This is a genomic window from Aeromonas sp. S18(2024) (assembly GCF_041402525.1).
Lineage (GTDB): Bacteria > Pseudomonadota > Gammaproteobacteria > Enterobacterales > Aeromonadaceae > Aeromonas > Aeromonas enteropelogenes.
Map to the genome: position 1 here is coordinate 216579 of NZ_JBGLQV010000006.1, position 15908 is coordinate 232486.

The 15908-nt window shown below is 61.6% G+C and carries 14 protein-coding genes and 1 pseudogene; 5 read left to right on the plus strand and 10 right to left on the minus strand.

Features of this window, described 5'->3' with window-relative positions:
- Nucleotides 1-151: 151 nt before the first annotated feature.
- The 3 genes and pseudogenes from ACB034_RS12425 to ACB034_RS12435 form a co-directional block, all read right to left on the minus strand.
- Nucleotides 152-379, minus strand: a pseudogene (locus ACB034_RS12425) (GNAT family N-acetyltransferase); the annotation flags it as partial.
- Between the two features lie 73 nt (nt 380-452).
- The gene (locus ACB034_RS12430; protein ID WP_371172945.1) at nt 453-914 is read right to left on the minus strand and encodes a hypothetical protein; all 462 of its coding nucleotides are present in this window, start codon (nt 912-914) and stop codon (nt 453-455) included.
- The gene (locus tag ACB034_RS12435; RefSeq protein ID WP_042070764.1) at nt 895-1230 is read right to left on the minus strand and encodes a hypothetical protein; all 336 of its coding nucleotides are present in this window, start codon (nt 1228-1230) and stop codon (nt 895-897) included. The genes ACB034_RS12430 and ACB034_RS12435 overlap by 20 nt, the downstream gene beginning before the upstream one ends.
- Before the next feature lie 88 nt (nt 1231-1318).
- Between ACB034_RS12435 and ACB034_RS12440 the strand changes: the two genes are divergently transcribed.
- Both ACB034_RS12440 and ACB034_RS12445 read left to right on the plus strand, forming a co-directional pair.
- On the plus strand, nt 1319-1639 hold the full coding sequence (locus ACB034_RS12440) for a hypothetical protein (protein ID WP_371172946.1): 321 nt from the start codon (nt 1319-1321) through the stop codon (nt 1637-1639).
- 393 nt (nt 1640-2032) lie between these two features.
- Nucleotides 2033-3205: a nucleoside recognition domain-containing protein gene (locus ACB034_RS12445; protein WP_342017539.1), complete on the plus strand. Its 1173-nt coding sequence runs from the start codon at nt 2033-2035 to the stop codon at nt 3203-3205.
- An 82-nt stretch (nt 3206-3287) separates the two neighbouring features.
- On the opposite strand, the gene ACB034_RS12450 is transcribed toward ACB034_RS12445, so the two are convergent.
- Nucleotides 3288-3980, minus strand: coding sequence for a B3/4 domain-containing protein (locus ACB034_RS12450; RefSeq protein WP_201980405.1), 693 nt, complete (start codon nt 3978-3980; stop codon nt 3288-3290).
- 456 nt (nt 3981-4436) lie between these two features.
- On the opposite strand from ACB034_RS12450, the gene ACB034_RS12455 reads away from it, so the two are divergent.
- The gene (locus tag ACB034_RS12455) at nt 4437-4892 is read left to right on the plus strand and encodes a hypothetical protein (protein WP_371172966.1); all 456 of its coding nucleotides are present in this window, start codon (nt 4437-4439) and stop codon (nt 4890-4892) included.
- 62 nt (nt 4893-4954) lie between these two features.
- On the opposite strand, the gene ACB034_RS12460 is transcribed toward ACB034_RS12455, so the two are convergent.
- The 6 genes from ACB034_RS12460 to argC all read right to left on the minus strand — a co-directional run bounded on the left by ACB034_RS12460 (nt 4955) and on the right by argC (nt 11523).
- On the minus strand, nt 4955-5590 hold the full coding sequence (locus ACB034_RS12460; RefSeq protein ID WP_371172947.1) for an FMN-binding negative transcriptional regulator: 636 nt from the start codon (nt 5588-5590) through the stop codon (nt 4955-4957).
- Nucleotides 5591-5733: 143 nt separating this feature from the next.
- On the minus strand, nt 5734-7116 hold the full coding sequence (gene argH, locus ACB034_RS12465; RefSeq protein ID WP_371172948.1) for an argininosuccinate lyase: 1383 nt from the start codon (nt 7114-7116) through the stop codon (nt 5734-5736).
- A gap of 359 nt (nt 7117-7475) precedes the next feature.
- Complete coding sequence (locus tag ACB034_RS12470) at nt 7476-8711, minus strand: argininosuccinate synthase (RefSeq protein WP_216993594.1); 1236 nt, start codon at nt 8709-8711, stop codon at nt 7476-7478.
- 54 nt (nt 8712-8765) lie between these two features.
- Nucleotides 8766-9689, minus strand: coding sequence for an ornithine carbamoyltransferase (locus tag ACB034_RS12475; RefSeq protein WP_354688527.1), 924 nt, complete (start codon nt 9687-9689; stop codon nt 8766-8768).
- 23 nt (nt 9690-9712) lie between these two features.
- Nucleotides 9713-10492 carry an acetylglutamate kinase gene (argB, locus tag ACB034_RS12480; RefSeq protein WP_201941534.1) on the minus strand — a complete coding sequence of 260 codons (780 nt, stop codon included), beginning with the start codon at nt 10490-10492 and terminating at the stop codon, nt 9713-9715.
- A gap of 23 nt (nt 10493-10515) precedes the next feature.
- A complete protein-coding gene (gene argC, locus ACB034_RS12485) occupies nt 10516-11523 on the minus strand; it encodes an N-acetyl-gamma-glutamyl-phosphate reductase (protein ID WP_371172949.1) in 1008 nt (335 codons plus the stop codon).
- A gap of 275 nt (nt 11524-11798) precedes the next feature.
- Here argC and argE point away from each other — a divergent pair, with 275 nt between their 5' ends.
- Nucleotides 11799-12944 (plus strand): acetylornithine deacetylase, encoded by a 1146-nt coding sequence (gene argE, locus ACB034_RS12490; RefSeq protein WP_371172950.1) that lies wholly within the window; start codon nt 11799-11801, stop codon nt 12942-12944.
- A 232-nt stretch (nt 12945-13176) separates the two neighbouring features.
- The gene (gene ppc, locus ACB034_RS12495) at nt 13177-15810 is read left to right on the plus strand and encodes a phosphoenolpyruvate carboxylase (RefSeq protein ID WP_371172951.1); all 2634 of its coding nucleotides are present in this window, start codon (nt 13177-13179) and stop codon (nt 15808-15810) included.
- Nucleotides 15811-15908: the final 98 nt, after the last annotated feature.

A 15908-nucleotide genomic window follows, 5' to 3' on the forward strand; every position in this document is an offset into this window, starting at 1 on the left:
AAAACTATCCCAAAAAAACTATAAATCAACGGCATATTGGTGATTATGTTATTTGTATCACACTAAAAGACAAGGTGGGGCGAATTAATCTCCATCCAGCAAGATGGTAGATGCCCTATTGCAGAACGTTATTCGATGGCGAGTGATGCCATCATGTTTCATCTGTGGAAACAAGCGAATAGATATATGCATCAAGGGGCTGTTCATGAAGGAATATGCGGTTTCTCGCTCGACACTCAAAGGTAGCCCCGGCAGCGATGGCAACGGCTTCGCTGGTGGTGTTACCGACTCCCATCACGATCTCCAGCCGAAATAGACCCAACTGTTGAAAACCAAAGTCACGCAGCAGAGCGACCGCTTGCCGTGCGATGCCGTTACCGATGTCCATGCTAGAGATGATCCGCGTCTTATAACCCATGCGGGCATAGTGAGCTACGGTGCCACTTCTCTTGTCATGGCGCGGGGCTGCCAAGTAGCTTGAGGTAATCGCTTAACGAGAATGGCTGAGCAAATTCCTTCATGCCTGCCAGCCTGTCCAGTTCTGCCTGGCCGATTTGCTGCAACTGGTTTTGCTGGGCTGTCGTTAGGGTGGTGGCTCTCGCCTTGATCAAGGTGTCGAGAAAGGTGCGGTCTCCCTCTACTGCTTGATGAAATGCCTTGAGTGCCAGCGCATCGACCTCTGCTGCGGTGCAGCGCTCCATGCTCTTTTCATGCAGATAAATAAGCACGGTGGCCTGTTGTTCTCTCTTCAATGACCAGAATGGATCGCCTTTTTCGGGTAGTGTGGAGCGGTGTTGTGACTTGATCACCTCACAGCGTTCAAACGCCGGATCCAGATCGTGCAGTGACAAGGCCATGCTGCTTTGGCAGACAAAGAGCAGCAGGAGGGCAAATTTACTTGTTGTATGAGGCATGGACACATTTCCAAAATTGAGATTCTTTACCCGTTGAAGACCACGCCATGGGCTCAACGACTTGATTCAACTTGTGGCGCAGGATATTGGGGATCCCCTCCATCGCTTGGCCATATAACTCCCAGTCGTAATCATTGATGTTGTAGACCACATCTTTGGCGCTTCTTGGATCGCTGAAAATTGTATATAGCGGTGTTGCTGAAACAGCGAAGGCCAGTTGATTGGCGCTATCCACCAGTTGATCGATCTGCTCCAGCGCATCGATTGAACGAGAACTTAGTGTCAGTTCTTTGATCGGACAAGTGGCTATGCCCATGATACTCTCCTGTCGACATTGGACATAAATGAAGCCAGATGGATATCATTTATCCATGTGATGGTCAAATCGGAGGTAGATATTTATCATGATGTTATTTGCGGCTGTGCTTATCGCCGGTATCTACCTCTTCTCCGGTTTGGGGAGGTTTGATGAGCGGAGGTTTGTATCAGGAACATCATTGATGCTTCTGTATCTTGTTCTCTATTATATTTTCCCTTCAGATATTGATGGCGGCTCTATCTATTTAGGGCGATTGAGCCAATATCTGCCTCTCTTGTCATATGGACTCATATTATTTGGTGACGCAGTGTCTCCCTTTAACAAGGGAAAAAGTATTCATTGGATTGGTTTATTGGGATTGATCATCTCTTCACTGTATCACTTGATGTTCTTTGTAATCCCATGATGAAGCACAGGTCATGGTGACGGATGGTTCTTAATGACACTACAACGCAGGTGTATACCCCCACAGCCGCCGATTCTTTTACTGACTGACCCCAGTTGTTATACTCCCGCCCCTCAATGCTGGCCGGCCGGGGATTGAGCGCCGTCCGGTGCGATGGCGGGCTGGCCGTTCTGGCTTACCCATTCCCCAACGTATTTATCCTCCCCGGCTCAGCCGGTTGTGCCGAGCCAGTCGCGCCGTCGGCTGTGACGGTGGCCGCGCATAGGCCGCAGGCGCAAGGCCGGCGGGAGGAGCCAGTTCAGCGAGCCCTTGTCGCAAGACGGGGGCTTGTCATTTGGCGTGGGCCCTGACGCCATCATAACAACACACGCACAGACACAACGCAGGATAGATATGGAAAATCATGTAGTTATCGAATCCAAGGGGCGGCTGGCCGCCCTTCGTGGCTGGCTGGAACCCGTGCTGGTTCTGCTGATCCTGGGGGGACTGTTTGGCTATCTGGGTAGCGAGATGGGCCTTTCCGCCATGGTGAACACCCTGTTCAACACGGCGCACCAGCTGCTGCTCAATACCGTGCTCTTTATCATGGGGATCACAGTGCTCTCCGGTGCCCTGAGCCAGCTGTTGAGCGAGTTCGGGGTGATCCGCCTGCTGGAGGTGCTGCTGGCGCCCCTGATGAAGCCGGTGTTTCGCCTGCCGGGTCGCACCGCCCTGGCGGCCCTGATGACTTTCTTCTCCGACAACCCGGCGGTGATCAGCCTCGCCAGGGATAGCCGATTTCGCAAGGGCTTCACCCCCTGGCAGCTGGTATCGCTGACCAACTTCGGCACCGCCTTCGGCATGGGGCTGATCGTGGTGACCTTTATGGCCACCCTGCAACTGCCGGGCGGCGAATCCACCGCCACAGCGGCGCTGATCGGCCTGCTCGGGGCCCTGGTGGGTTCTGTGGTATCCACCCGACTGATGCAGCGGATGATCCGCCCGCTGGTCGGCGAGGTGCTGCCCGAGAGTCTGGAGGGAACCCATGGTCCCAAGCCGGGCCTTCGCAAAGAGGCGGCGCCTGGCTGGCTGCGGGTGCTCAACTCCCTGCTCGATGGCGGCAAATCCGGCGTCGAACTCGGGATGGCGGTGATCCCCGGGGTGCTGATCATCAGCACCTTCGTGATGCTGCTGACCTTCGGCCCGGGGGAGCAGGGTTATACCGGCGAGGCTTTCCAGGGGGTGGCGCTGCTGCCTGTGCTGGCGGCCAAGGCGGGCTGGCTGTTTGACCTGCTGTTCGGCTTCCAGCAGCCGGAGCTGGTCGCCTTCCCGGCCACCTCCCTCGGCGCGGTCGGCGCGGCCATGTCGCTGGTGCCCCCCTTTATCGCCAAGGGGTGGATCACCGGCAACGAGGTGGCCGTGTTCACCGCCATGGGGATGTGCTGGAGCGGCTTTTTGAGCACCCACACTGCCATGCTGGATGCCCTCGGCTATCGTCATCTCACCTCTCGCGCCATCGTGGCCCACACCGTCGGCGGCCTGTGCGCCGGGGTGGCGGCGCACCAGCTCTATCTGCTGCTCGGCTAAGTGGGCAAGGCATAAAAAAAGAGGCTCTTCTGAGCCTCTTTGCATTTCAGCCCCTGCCTGTGTCATCAGGGGGGAAAGGGGCTCAGCCCTGCTCGCCAATCAGGACCTGTTCGATCAGGGCTCCCGGCATCATCTGGCGAATGCCGGCCACCAGCTTCTCTCCGGCCTCATGGAGGGCTTCCAGCGGCATTTCGGGCAGGCTCTCCAGAATGAACCACATCTTGCTGGACTCCACGCTGAGGCGGGTGCGCACCCCCTGCCGCCAGTTCCAGCGCCGGCAGGTGACGCCCTTGTCATCCCGCCAGACCACCTCGCCCGGCTCGGGAGATTCGTGGGCGGTTTCACCCCCCTTGACGGTGTCGAACAGCTCGCTGCCATCGGCCACCACCAGACGGGGGATGCCCTGATAGGCGACCAGGTTCTCCCCGCCGACCGGGATGGCGTACTCGATGCTGATGGCATTGTAGAGATCGACGATGGGGTCGATGCTCGGCAGGCTGCCATCGCGGGCCACCCGCTTCCTCAGCGCCTCGGCGGAGCAGGGGGTGCGCTGCGGCTTGGCACCAAATTTTCTGAACACGTCCGCCCAGGCGCTAAGGTGCGCCTCGGCCCATGGGGCATCCCCCCGCGCCATGGCGGCAAAGGCGCTGTCCAGCGCACGAGCGCCCACGTCGGGATCGCTGATGGCCGCCGCCTGCACAGTGATGCTGAGGGCTCTGAATCCGGGAGCGATGGGAGTGACTTCGGGGGCAATCAGGGGTGTTATCAACGACATAAGGACTCCGGGACAGGTGTTTGAATTAAGAGAGGCAGGGCCACCGAGAACAAGGGACACAAGATACCAAGATGGGCGGACCCGATCTGCGAGCCATCTTGCGGGAAGCGGGATGATAAGAAAATCGACATCATCTTAATGCCAATAAGATTCCCTAATAAATGCGCCGATAAAAGGGGGCTGCCTGCTGCCTCTTATGGCCGCAAGGAGCCAGAGAGCAGGGGGCAAACGGCCTTGCCGCAGTCACTTGCCGCTTGGCGCGCAGGCGGCAGCCTCTGGCCGCCGGTGGCTTGCGGGGAGGGGGGGCTTCCCACTTCAAGAGTCGATGCGGCTCGGTAAATCAGATGGCGGCTCAAGGCGTTAGCCATGGTCGGCGTTTTTTTCGCCATGTTGGCCCCGCTTATGCACTTCTCTTGGCAACACCACCCAGGGCCATCGCCGCGGAGAGATATCATGATGATCAGTACCCTGCTTCCCATCGCCTCAATTGCCCTCAAGCTCGGCAGTCAGTTGCTGAGCGGCAGTGGCAAGACGCAAGCGGCGCCGCAGGCCGCACAGCCGGAGCGCCTGGCCCCCACGGTCCAGAGCCTGTTCCAGCGGCTCGGCATCAAGGATGCCGACAGCGAGCAACACCGTCCCGCCATCAACCACTTTATGAGCGATCTGGTGCAGAGCCTGGGGCAGGAGTTCGGTGGCCAGTCCCTGCCGGATGCCATCGACGCAGCCCGCAGCCAGCTCGCCAATGGCACCCAGGGCACCCGCCTCGATGCGCTGCAGAGCGAACTCGACACCCTCAAGGGCTCCCTGGGTGCAAACAGCCTCAACCTCGATCAGCTGCTTGCCGCCTTTAAACAGACCCTGCCCAACGGTAAGGGGGAGGGGGTCGGCAGGCTGCTCAATGCCAGCGCGTGAGCCTAGATAAATAAAACAAAACGGCAACCTGATGGTTGCCGTTTTGGTTTTTGCTCAAAGGGTTATGCGAGAGGCGATGGCGGGCTTGCCATGTCGCCGGCCAGCTCAGTCAGTCCCTTTACCTGGAGGGCTTCGACTGCACCCAGGCGATCTCCCTCATCCTTGTTCTGGCTCAGCTTGAACTTGCCGACCAGCCGCACTATCTCGATCTCGATGCCGACCACGGCTTGCACCATGGCCTCGAGATAGTCTCGCGGGGCATCCGCCATCTTCCATGGCGCTGGCTCCCCGGCCTCGTGGCGGCGGGTCAGGTTTGCCAGCAGACGGCGTACGAAACGGGCATCGTCGCGCACCCGGATGCGGCCGTGGGCATGCACCACGCTGTAGTTCCAGGTCGGCACCTGTTTATGGTGCGCCTGCTTGCCCGGATACCAGTTGGGGGAGATATAGCCGTCGGCGGCCTTGAAGATCACCAGCACCTCGCCGCCATCCTTGACCTCCTGCCAGAGCGGGTTGTTGCGGGCCACATGGGCGCGCAGGACGCCGTGCTCCCCCTCTTCACCGTCAAATTCGAAGGGCAGGTGGTTGGCATCGAGCCCCTGTTCGCCATGGGTGATCAGGGCGCCCAGCGGATGGGCCAGGATCAATTGATGCAAGGCCTTGGGGTCGGTGGCCGAGAAATGGGGTGGCAGATACATGCAGGTTCCTTCTGGTTGGCGCTGAGATCCATTCAGCCTGGTCAGGGAGGTATGCCCGCTTTGCGCCCTCGGGGCAAGCGAAACAGGCTGATAAGCCGACATAAAAAAGAGGGCTGACGCCCTCTCTTGATGTTCCTGTGCGCTTAGGCGCGTTTGGCCAGCCAGGCTTCGGCGGCGGTAAGGGCCGATTCGATCTGCTCGCGGGCGACACCGCCCTTGGCAACCCGCTTGGCCAGGGTCGCTTCCAGCTCCAGATTGGGATAGACGTCGAAGTCGATCACCGGGCTGAAGCGCTGGAACTCACCGATGGAGAGCTCTTCCAGCGGCTTGTGCACGCTGATGGCGTAGACCACGGTTTCACCGACGATATGGTGCGCCTCGCGAAACGGGATCCCCTTGGCCACCAGGTAGTCCGCGAGCTCGGTGGCGTTGGCGTAGCCGCCCTGGGCTGCCGTCATGGTGCGCTCGCCATTCACTTTCAGGTCGATCAGTACCAGGGCCGCCATGTCGAGGCAGTCGTGCCAGGTATCGAGTGCATCGAACAGCCCCTCCTTGTCTTCCTGCATGTCCTTGTTGTAGGCCAGCGGCAGCGCCTTGAGGCTCATCAGCATGCCCAGCTGGGCGCCGACGACCCGGCCGGTCTTACCACGGATCAGCTCCAGCGCATCCGGGTTCTTCTTCTGTGGCATCAGCGACGAGCCGGAGGTGACCGCATCGGAGAGCTCGACAAAGCCCGCCTCGCCTGTGTTGTAGAAGATCAGATCTTCGGCAAAGCGCGACAGGTGGGTCATGGAGAGGGACGCCACGTGCATCAGTTCCACCACGTGATCCCGATCCGACACAGAATCCAGGCTGTTGCGGGTGGCGCCGGCAAAGCCCATGTCCAGCGCCAGCGCCTCGCGGTCGATGGCATAGGCGGTGCCCGCCAGGGCGCCGCAGCCGAGCGGGCTGGTGTCGAGGCGCTTGAGGGCATCCTGCAGGCGGGAGTGGTCCCGCTCCAGCATCTCCACATAGGCCAGCGCCCAGTGGGCGTAGGTGACCGGCTGGGCGCGCTGCAAATGGGTGTAACCGGGCAGCACGGCGGCCTGATTGGCCCGGGCGGAGGCTACCAGCCCCTGTTGCAGGGCGGTGATGGAGGCGGCCAGCAGCTCACCCTGCGCCTTGCACCAGAGTTTGAGGTCGGTGGCGACCTGATCGTTGCGCGAGCGGCCGGTGTGCAGCTTCTTGCCGAGATCGCCGACCGCGGTGATGAGCTTGCCCTCGACCCAGGAGTGGATGTCTTCGGCATCCGAGCTCAGGATCTGTTGGGGATCCTGCTGCACCGAGGCGAGTAGCACTTCCATCGCCTGTTGCAGCTGCGCCTGCTCGCCCTCGGTCAACACGCCCACTTTTACCAGGGCGCGGGCCCAGGCCATGGAGCCCTGGATATCCTGCTCCGCCAGACGGTAATCGAACCGCAGCGAATCGTTGAACTGCTTGAACCGGCTATCGGCTCCCTGACTGAAGCGTCCACCCCAAAGTGCCATACTGCTCTCCTTGAATGCGTTGTCGGCGGCGCCTGGCCCCCGAGCTTGAAATCGTGCCTTATGTTTGTCCGTATGACTGTGCGGTCGAGATCGATGCGGTAGCCTTTGGCCACGTCATATCAAGTGACTGCGAACCCGTTCCCTCTCCCCCGGGAGAGGGCTGGGGTGAGGGCAATTCCCCCTCATCCCCGACCCTTCTCCCGCAAGGGGAGAAGGGAGATAAATACTTCAGCATCATATTCAAACCGCCCCGTTATCTCACAGACGCGGCCAGGGCGCTGCCGCGTTGGTCACATCCCGCCACTTATGGGTGAGGGGGCCATGCCCCCTCACCGGTATCAGCGGGTCACACCGGGTGATCAACCGTGGGTGTGGTCGCCACCGATGGCCAGATGCTGCTCCTTCATGGCGCGGATCCGGCTGGCCAGGGTGTAGAGACGGATAAAGCCGTCGGCATGGCTCTGGTCGTACACCTCGTCGGCGCCGAAGGTGGCGAAGTCTTCGGAGTAGAGGCTGTTGGGCGACTTCTTCTGGGTCGCGGTGACCTGGCCCTTGTACATCTTCAGTACCACTTCCCCGTCGAGATCCTCGGCGATGGCGTTGGCGGAGGCGAGGATCGCCTTGCACAGGGGGGTGAACCAGCGACCGTCATAGACCAGGTGGGAGAACTCGGCACCGAGTTTTTCCCGCCAGGCGCGGGTCGGTCTGTCCAGCACCAGCTCTTCCACGGCGCGCAGCGCGGCGACCATGACGGTACCACCCGGGGTCTCGTAGCAGCCACGGGACTTCATGCCCACCATCCGGTTCTCGGTGATGTCGATGCGGCCCACACCGTGCTTGCCGGCACGCTCGTTCAGGGTCATCAGGATCTGGTGCGGGCTGAGCGGCTGGTCATCAACGGCCACCACTTCGCCCTTGGCGACGGTCAGCTTGACGTATTCCGGCTGATCCGGGGCCTGCTCGGCAGAGACGGTCCACTGCCACACGGCTTCGGACGGCTCGTTCCAGGTGCTCTCCAGCTCGCCACCCTCGGTGGAGATGTGCCAGGCGTTGGCGTCACGGCTGTAGATCTTCTTCAGGGTCGCCTTGCAGGGGATCTGACGGGCTTCCAGATAGGCCAGCAGATCTTCCCGGGAGCGCATGTCCCACAGACGCCAGGGGGCGATCACTTTCAGCTGGGGCGCCAGGGCGGCGACTGCGCCTTCGAAACGGACCTGGTCGTTACCCTTGCCGGTGCAACCGTGGGAGATGGCGTCGGCACCCTCGGCCAGCGCGGCCTCGACCATGGCCTTGGCGATCACCGGACGGGCCATGGAGGTGCCCAGCAGGTAGGTGCCCTCGTAGACGGCGCCGGTCTTCAGGGTCGGGTAGACGTACTCTTTGACGAACTCTTCGCGCAGATCCTTGATGATGCACTTGGTGGCGCCGGAGGCGATGGCCTTCTGCTCGATCCCTTCCAGATCGTCGCGCTCCTGACCCACGTCGGCGACGAAGGCGATGATCTCGGCGTCATAATGCTCCTTGAGCCAGGGAATGATGGCCGAGGTATCCAGTCCGCCCGAGTAAGCCAGTACTATCTTGTTGATTCCACTCATTTTACTTCTCTCCGTGATGATTCGATAAAGGGTTGTGATTCGGGTTGAGGACCGTTATTTGCCGCACGCCTGGCCGCCCAGCAGGGTCAGCAGCACGGCGTTCTGGATATGCATCCGGTTTTCCGCCTCATCCATGATGAGGGAGGCCGGGCCATCCATGACTTGCGAGGTGATCTCCAGCTCCCGGTGCGCCGGCTGGCAGTGCAGCACGTGCTGGATGCCGGTGCGATCGAGCAGGGCCTGGTTGATCTGGTAGGGCATGAAGAGGTCGGTGACCTGCTCCATCGGGGTGCTGTCGCCCATCGACACCCAGGTATCGGTGTAGGCCACGTCGAACCCTTCGATATCCGCCACGTCATCGCTGATGTGGATGGTCGCGCCTGACTGGGCCGCCAGTGCCTGGGCCTGCAGGAAGATCTGGGTATCCGGGCCGTGGCCTTTGGGGCAGATCAGGGTGACGTCGGTGCCGAGCGTCGCCCCCAGCAGCAGCAGGGAGTGGCTGACGTTGTTGCCATCGCCGAGATACGCCAGCTTCACCTTGGACAGATCGTCGTAGTGCTCGGCGATGGTCATGAAGTCCGCCAGCCCCTGGCAGGGGTGGTAGAGGTTGCACAGGCTGTTTACCACGGGCACGCTGCCGTGTTCGGCCAGCTCGATCAGGGTCTGGTGATCGAACACCCGGGCGACTATGGCGTCACACCAACGCGACAGGTTGGCGGCAAAATCCTTCACCGACTCGCGCTTGCCGAGCGCACCGTTCTGCTGGTCCAAATAGACGCTGTGGCCGCCCAGCTTGGCGATGCCGATGTCGAAGGTGACCCGGGTGCGCAGGGAGGGCTTCTCGAACAGGGTGACCACGCTCTTGCCCGCCAGTGCCTGGCCGTACTTTTTCGGATCGGCCTTGACCGATTTGCCCAGCGCGATCAGCGCTTCGATTTGCGATTTGTTCAGGTCGCTGTCTTTCAGAAGATGTTTCATGGCAGTGTCCTTTTTCATTGATCTCAAATCGCAACCTGGGTGCCGACCGCACCGCCCGCCAGCAGCTTGAGCAGCTGATCCGGGTAGCGCCAGCTGGCAACACAGACCGGCTTGCCCAGGGTCTCGGCGGCGTGCAGGGCCGCCTTCACCTTGACCGCCATGCCGTCGGCGATGACGCCCTTCTCCATCAGATCGAGGGCGGTGGCCTTGTTCAGCTGGGGCACCAGCTTGCCCTTGCCATCCAGGATGCCGCTCACGTCGGAGAGCATCACCAGATCGGCGCCGAGGGCCTCGGCAATGGCGGTGGCCGCCTGATCCGCGTTGACGTTCATCAGCTGGCCATCGGCGGTGATGCCGATGGAGCTCACCACCGGCAGGAAGCCCTGGCCCAGGATGCCGGCCACCAGCGCCGGGTTGCCCGGCTGGCAGTCACCAACCGCGCCGAGATCCGGATCGAGTTGGGTCACCTGGCACAGACCACCATCGGCGAGGCAGAGCCCCACCGCCGGGATGCCGGTGGCGATGGCCTTGGCCATCATCATCTTGTTGGCGGTGCCCGCCAGCGCGCCGGCGATAAAGGGGATCTGATCGAACGGGGTCACCCGCAGGCCGTTCTTCTTGCTGGAGGTGAGCCCCAGCCCCTTGAGCAGGTCGTCCACCAGGCAGCCGCCGCCGTGCACCAGCACCAGGGGTCTGTGCTGCTCGTCCAGAAATGTCTTGAGGGTGGCGAACAGGGCGGTCAGCGCCTCGTCGTTCTCGATCAGGGCGCCGCCCAGCTTGATGACCAGAGTCTGTTTGTCCATCGTTGCGATCCTTCCTTGAGTCTTTAAATCAGGCCCTGGCCTGCGTCGAAACCGAATTTGATATTTATGCACTGCATCGCCTGGGAGGCGGCACCCTTGAGCAGGTTGTCGATGGCAGAGACCACCACCAGCATGTTGCCCTGTTGTTGCCAGGCGATGTCGCAGTAAGGGGTACCCGCCACCCCGCGGATGGAGGGCATCTGGCCGGTGAGGCGCACCAGCGGCTTGCCTTCGTAGGCTTTGAGGTAGGCCTGATCCACCTGGGCCGGCGTCACGCCGTCCGCCAGCTGCACATAGATGGTGGCCAGGATGCCGCGCACATAGTTGCCAAGGTGGGGCTGGAACAGCACCTCCTTGCCGAGGTGGTGGCTGATCTCCGGCTGGTGCCTGTGATTGAAGGTGCCGTAGGGATTGAGGCTCACCTCGCAGAAGCTGGTGTTGATGGCCGCCTTGCGACCGGCCCCGGAGACCCCGGAGACCGCATTGATGATGGGCTGCCACCCCTTGGCGATGAGGCCGGCCTGCTGCAGCGGCTTGAGGGCGCACAGGGACGCGGTCGGATAGCAGCCGGGTACGGCGACAAGCTGGGCGGCCTGGATGGCCTGTGCATTCCACTCCGCCAGACCGTAGGCGGCCTGATCCAGCCACTGCTGGCTGTCGTGGGTGAAGCCGTAGAAGGAGGCGTAGAAATCCTGATCCTTGACCCGGAAGGCGCCGGAGAGATCGAACACCGGCAGCCCCTTGGCCAGGAACCTGGGCGCCAGCTCTGCGCTCACCTCATGGGCGGTGGCCAGCAGCACCAGGTCAGCCTGGGTCAGGATCCGGGTCATGCCATCCTCGTCCAGCGGCAGCAGCGGCTGATCCAGCTTGCCGACCCACTGGGGATGCAGAGAGGAGAAACGCTTGTGGGCGTCCTGGCTACCGGCCGAGACATAGAGCCCGAACAGCTTGAGTTGTGGATGGTTCTGGACCAGTGCGGCCAGTTCGGCTCCCGCGTAGCCACTGGCACCGACGATAACGGTGTTAAGCATTGTTGAGTATTCCAAGTCAGAGTTCGAATTTCACAGCGTGGTGCTGCGAGGCAAGGGGTGGTCAATCGCCCCTTTGGTGCAACTGGTGCGGAGGGGCAATTCAGGCGGGGTTGTGTCGTCGGTTATAGATCAGGTGACAGAACATTAACTTTCCCTTACAACTAGTAGCCTTTGTCGGTGGGCTGCGTATCCTGTTAAACTTGCAGCATATTCATGCATTCACATTGCATTTGTATTTTCTAACAGAAACGTTTCGGGGACGCAAGGAGGAGCGGGTGGCCAATCTGGATTTTTTTTCTCTCTACAAGAACATTATTGCGATTCCCTCCATCAGCAGCACGGATCCCAAGTGGGATCAGAGCAACGAGGCGGTGATCCGGCTGCTGGCGGACTGGTTCACCCAGCTCGGCTTTCGCTGCGAGGTCACCGCCCTGCCTGAGCTGCCGGGCAAGTTCAACCTGGTGGCGACTTATGGTCAGGGGGAAGGAGGGCTGCTGCTGGCGGGCCACACGGACACTGTGCCATTCGATGAGGGAGGCTGGCGCAAGGATCCCTTCAAGGTGACTGAAGAGGGCAACCGCCTCTATGGCCTTGGTACCATCGATATGAAGGGCTTCTTTGCCTTTATCGTGGAAGCGCTGAAAGAGATAGACCTCAAGACTCTCGACAAGCCACTGCGCATTCTGGCGACTGCCGATGAGGAGACCACCATGGCGGGCGCGCGCGCCATCGCGGCGGCGGCCGAGCTCAAGCCGGACTACGCGGTGATCGGTGAGCCCACCGGGCTGGTGCCTGTGGTGGCTCACAAGGGGCATATGTCGGAGGCGATCCGCATCACAGGCAGGAGCGGCCACAGCTCGGATCCCGCCAATGGCGTCAATGCGCTGGAGATCATGCATCAGGCCATGGGCCAGGTGCTCAAGCTGCAACACAGCCTGAAAGAGAAATACGCCGACCATCGCTTTGCGGTGCCCCAGCCGACCCTGAATCTCGGCTACATCCAGGGGGGCGACAGCCCGAACCGTATCTGCGGCTGCTGCGAGCTGCATATCGACATGCGACCCACCCCGCAGGTAGGGCCGGATGAGCTGATGGGGATGCTGAAAGAAGCGCTCTCCCCCATCGAGATCCACCAGCCGGGCTGCCTGCACCTGCAGCACCTGCACGAGCCCATCCCCGCCTATGCTTGCGCAGATGACTCGGAGCTGGTGCGCGAAGCCGAGAAGGCGAGCGGCCGGGTCGCCGAATCCGTGAACTACTGCACCGAGGCCCCCTTTATCCAGCAGTTGGGATGCCAGACAATAGTGCTGGGTCCGGGCCACATCGCCCAGGCGCACCAGCCGGACGAGTATCTGGACCTCTCCTTCGTCAAGCCGACCACGGCGGTGCTGCAGCACCTGATCCGCCGTTTTTGCCTGTGACGGGCACGGCGCAAAGAGCAGAACATTTGTAAGTAAGTTACATAACAAGCCGCGCCTGGAGAGGTGATGGAAATACATCTTCTGAATCGGCCTGTTATTTGACCTTGCGCAGACAATCTGGGTAGATTGTCACCCTAAGATGACGGAGCATATGTTGTAATCGCACAACAATAAGTGAGGCTGTCATGCACCCCGGGACGGGTGTCAGGCACCAACAAGATAAGGATGTGGAATGAACGAAAAGTACGCCGCACTACGCGCCAACGTAGGCATGCTGGGTCAACTGCTGGGCAAGTCCATCAAGGATCATCAGGGTCAGGCCTTCCTCGACAAGATCGAAACCATTCGCCAGCTGGCCAAGTCCTCCCGCAAGGGCAATGAGGCCGATCGGGAACGTCTGCTCGATACCCTGCGCACCCTCTCCGACGACGAGCTGCTGCCGGTGGCCCGCGCCTTCAGCCAGTTCCTCAATCTGGCCAACGTGGCAGAACAGTTCCACACCATCTCCCGTCGCTGCGAAGAGCAGACCTGCACCCCGGATCCGCTGGAGTTGATGTTCGACAAGCTGAAAGCCTCCAACCTGTCGCAGGAGGCCATCATCCAGGCGGTGCGCGAGCTGGATATCGATCTGGTGTTGACTGCGCACCCCACCGAGGTGACCCGCCGCACCCTGATCCACAAGCATGTGCAGCTTAACGACTGCCTGGAGGCGCTGGAGCTCTCCGACCTGCTGCCCCGCGAGCGGGACAAAATCCTCAATCGCATCGAACAGCTGATCAATCAGGCCTGGCACACCAACGAGATCCGCGAGCAGCGCCCGACCCCGGTGGACGAAGCCAAGTGGGGCTTTGCCGTGGTGGAAAACAGCCTGTGGCCGGCCATTCCCGAATTCATGCGCAATCTGGACGAGCGGCTGCAACATCACCTGGGTGTGCGGCTGCCGCTGGATGCCGCGCCGGTCAAGTTCACCTCCTGGATGGGCGGTGACCGCGACGGCAACCCCTTCGTCACCGCCAAGGTGACCGCCGAAGTGCTGGAGCTGGGCCGCTGGATGGCGGTAAGCCTGTTCTACAAGGACATCAAGGAGCTCACCTCCGAGCTTTCCATGTCCGACTGCACCGAGGCCGTGCGCGAGCGGGTAGGGGATCATCCCGAGCCCTACCGCGCCCTGGTGCGCGAGCTGCGCGAGGCGCTGCGCGAAACCAAGGAACACCTGACCGCCAAGGTGCAGGGTCAGGTGAGCGAGAGCCGCGACCTCATCAAGACTACCGCTCAGTTGCGCGAGCCGCTGGAGCTCTGCTACCACTCCCTGCACGCCTGCGGCATGGGCAACATCGCCGACGGCATGCTGCTGGATGTGCTGCGCAAGGTCGCCTGCTTCGGCATCCATCTGGTCAAGCTGGACATCCGTCAGGATGGCGAGCGCCACGGCCAGGTCTTCTCCGAACTGACCCGCTATCTGGGCATGGGTGACTACGCCGAGTGGAGCGAGGATGACAAGCAGGCCTTCCTGCTGAGCGAGCTCAACTCCCGCCGCCCGCTCATCCCCCACGATTGGGAGCCGAGTGCCGAGACCCGCGAGACTCTGGATACCTGCCAGGTGATCGCCGGCCACGACCCGGATGCGTTCGGCATCTACATCATCTCCATGGCCGGTGCGCCGTCCGATGTGCTGTCGGTGCAACTGCTGCTCAAAGAGGCTGGCTGCAAGTTCCGCATGCCGGTCGCCCCGTTGTTCGAGACCCAGGATGACCTGATGGCGGGCACCGCCGTGATGGCGCGCCTGCTGTCGGTGGACTGGTATCGCGGCTATATCCAGGGTCGCCAGTACGTGATGATCGGCTACTCCGACTCTGCCAAGGATGCGGGGATGATGGCCGCGGGCTGGGCCCAGTACGCCGCCATGGAGTCTCTGGTGGGGCTGGCCGAGGCCAACAACATTCGCCTCACCCTGTTCCATGGCCGCGGCGGTACCGTCGGCCGTGGTGGCGCGCCGGCTCACCAGGCCATTCTCTCCCAGCCGCCGGGATCCCTGCGCGGGGGACTGCGAACCACAGAGCAGGGGGAGATGATCCGCTTCAAGTTCGGCCTGCCCAAGGTGGCCATCAAGAGCCTGGAGCTCTACACCAGCGCTGTGCTGGAGGGGAACCTGCTGCCGCCGCCCAAGCCCAAGGAGTGCTGGCGCGAGGTGATGGAGCAGCTGGCCGCCGACTCCTGCGAACACTACCGCAGTATCGTGCGCGGTCATGCGGACTTCGTGCCCTACTTCCGTGCCGCTACTCCGGAGATGGAGCTCGGCAAGCTGCCGCTCGGTTCCCGTCCGGCCAAGCGCAAGCCCAACGGCGGCGTCGAGAGTCTGCGCGCCATTCCGTGGATCTTCGCCTGGACCCAGAACCGCCTGATGCTGCCGGCCTGGCTCGGTGCCCACAAGGGGCTGCAACAGGCCATCGATGGCGGCAAGCTCGAGGTGCTGGCAGAGATGAGCGCCCAGTGGCCCTTCTTCCGCACCCGTCTCGAGATGCTGGAGATGGTGTTCCTCAAGGCGGACGCCTGGCTCGCCGAGTATTATGACACCCGTCTGGTGCCCAAAGAGCTGTGGGGCCTCGGCCAGCAGCTGCGTCAGGAGCTCGCCGAATCCATCGAAGTTGTGCTGAAACTGAGCCCGCGCGGGGACCTGCTGGAGGATCAGCCCTGGATCAAGGAGTCCATCAAGCTGCGCAACCCCTATACCGACCCGCTCAACGTGCTGCAGGCCGAGCTGCTCAACCGCTCCCGCAACCACCCGGAGACCCTGCACCCCGAGCTGGACAAGGCGCTGATGGTCACCATCGCCGGTATCGCCGCAGGGATGCGCAACACCGGTTGATGACGCTGGCGACGCGAGCCGCGTTCAGCCGGTTTGCATAATGCCAAAGGGCGCCGACAAGGCGCCCTTTTCCATGTTCAGATGCTGATAAAGTCAGC

What these genes read in the sequence shown, in the direction of transcription:
- ACB034_RS12430 (WP_371172945.1), bottom strand. Translation starts at nt 914, where the DNA reads ATGCCTCATACAACAAGTAAATTTGCCCTCCTGCTGCTCTTTGTCTGC.
- ACB034_RS12435 (WP_042070764.1), bottom strand. Translation starts at nt 1,230, where the DNA reads ATGGGCATAGCCACTTGTCCGATCAAAGAACTGACACTAAGTTCTCGT.
- ACB034_RS12440 (WP_371172946.1), top strand. Translation starts at nt 1,319, where the DNA reads ATGATGTTATTTGCGGCTGTGCTTATCGCCGGTATCTACCTCTTCTCC.
- ACB034_RS12445 (WP_342017539.1), top strand. Translation starts at nt 2,033, where the DNA reads ATGGAAAATCATGTAGTTATCGAATCCAAGGGGCGGCTGGCCGCCCTT.
- ACB034_RS12450 (WP_201980405.1), bottom strand. Translation starts at nt 3,980, where the DNA reads ATGTCGTTGATAACACCCCTGATTGCCCCCGAAGTCACTCCCATCGCT.
- ACB034_RS12455 (WP_371172966.1), top strand. Translation starts at nt 4,437, where the DNA reads ATGATCAGTACCCTGCTTCCCATCGCCTCAATTGCCCTCAAGCTCGGC.
- ACB034_RS12460 (WP_371172947.1), bottom strand. Translation starts at nt 5,590, where the DNA reads ATGTATCTGCCACCCCATTTCTCGGCCACCGACCCCAAGGCCTTGCAT.
- argH (WP_371172948.1), bottom strand. Translation starts at nt 7,116, where the DNA reads ATGGCACTTTGGGGTGGACGCTTCAGTCAGGGAGCCGATAGCCGGTTC.
- ACB034_RS12470 (WP_216993594.1), bottom strand. Translation starts at nt 8,711, where the DNA reads ATGAGTGGAATCAACAAGATAGTACTGGCTTACTCGGGCGGACTGGAT.
- ACB034_RS12475 (WP_354688527.1), bottom strand. Translation starts at nt 9,689, where the DNA reads ATGAAACATCTTCTGAAAGACAGCGACCTGAACAAATCGCAAATCGAA.
- argB (WP_201941534.1), bottom strand. Translation starts at nt 10,492, where the DNA reads ATGGACAAACAGACTCTGGTCATCAAGCTGGGCGGCGCCCTGATCGAG.
- argC (WP_371172949.1), bottom strand. Translation starts at nt 11,523, where the DNA reads ATGCTTAACACCGTTATCGTCGGTGCCAGTGGCTACGCGGGAGCCGAA.
- ppc (WP_371172951.1), top strand. Translation starts at nt 13,177, where the DNA reads ATGAACGAAAAGTACGCCGCACTACGCGCCAACGTAGGCATGCTGGGT.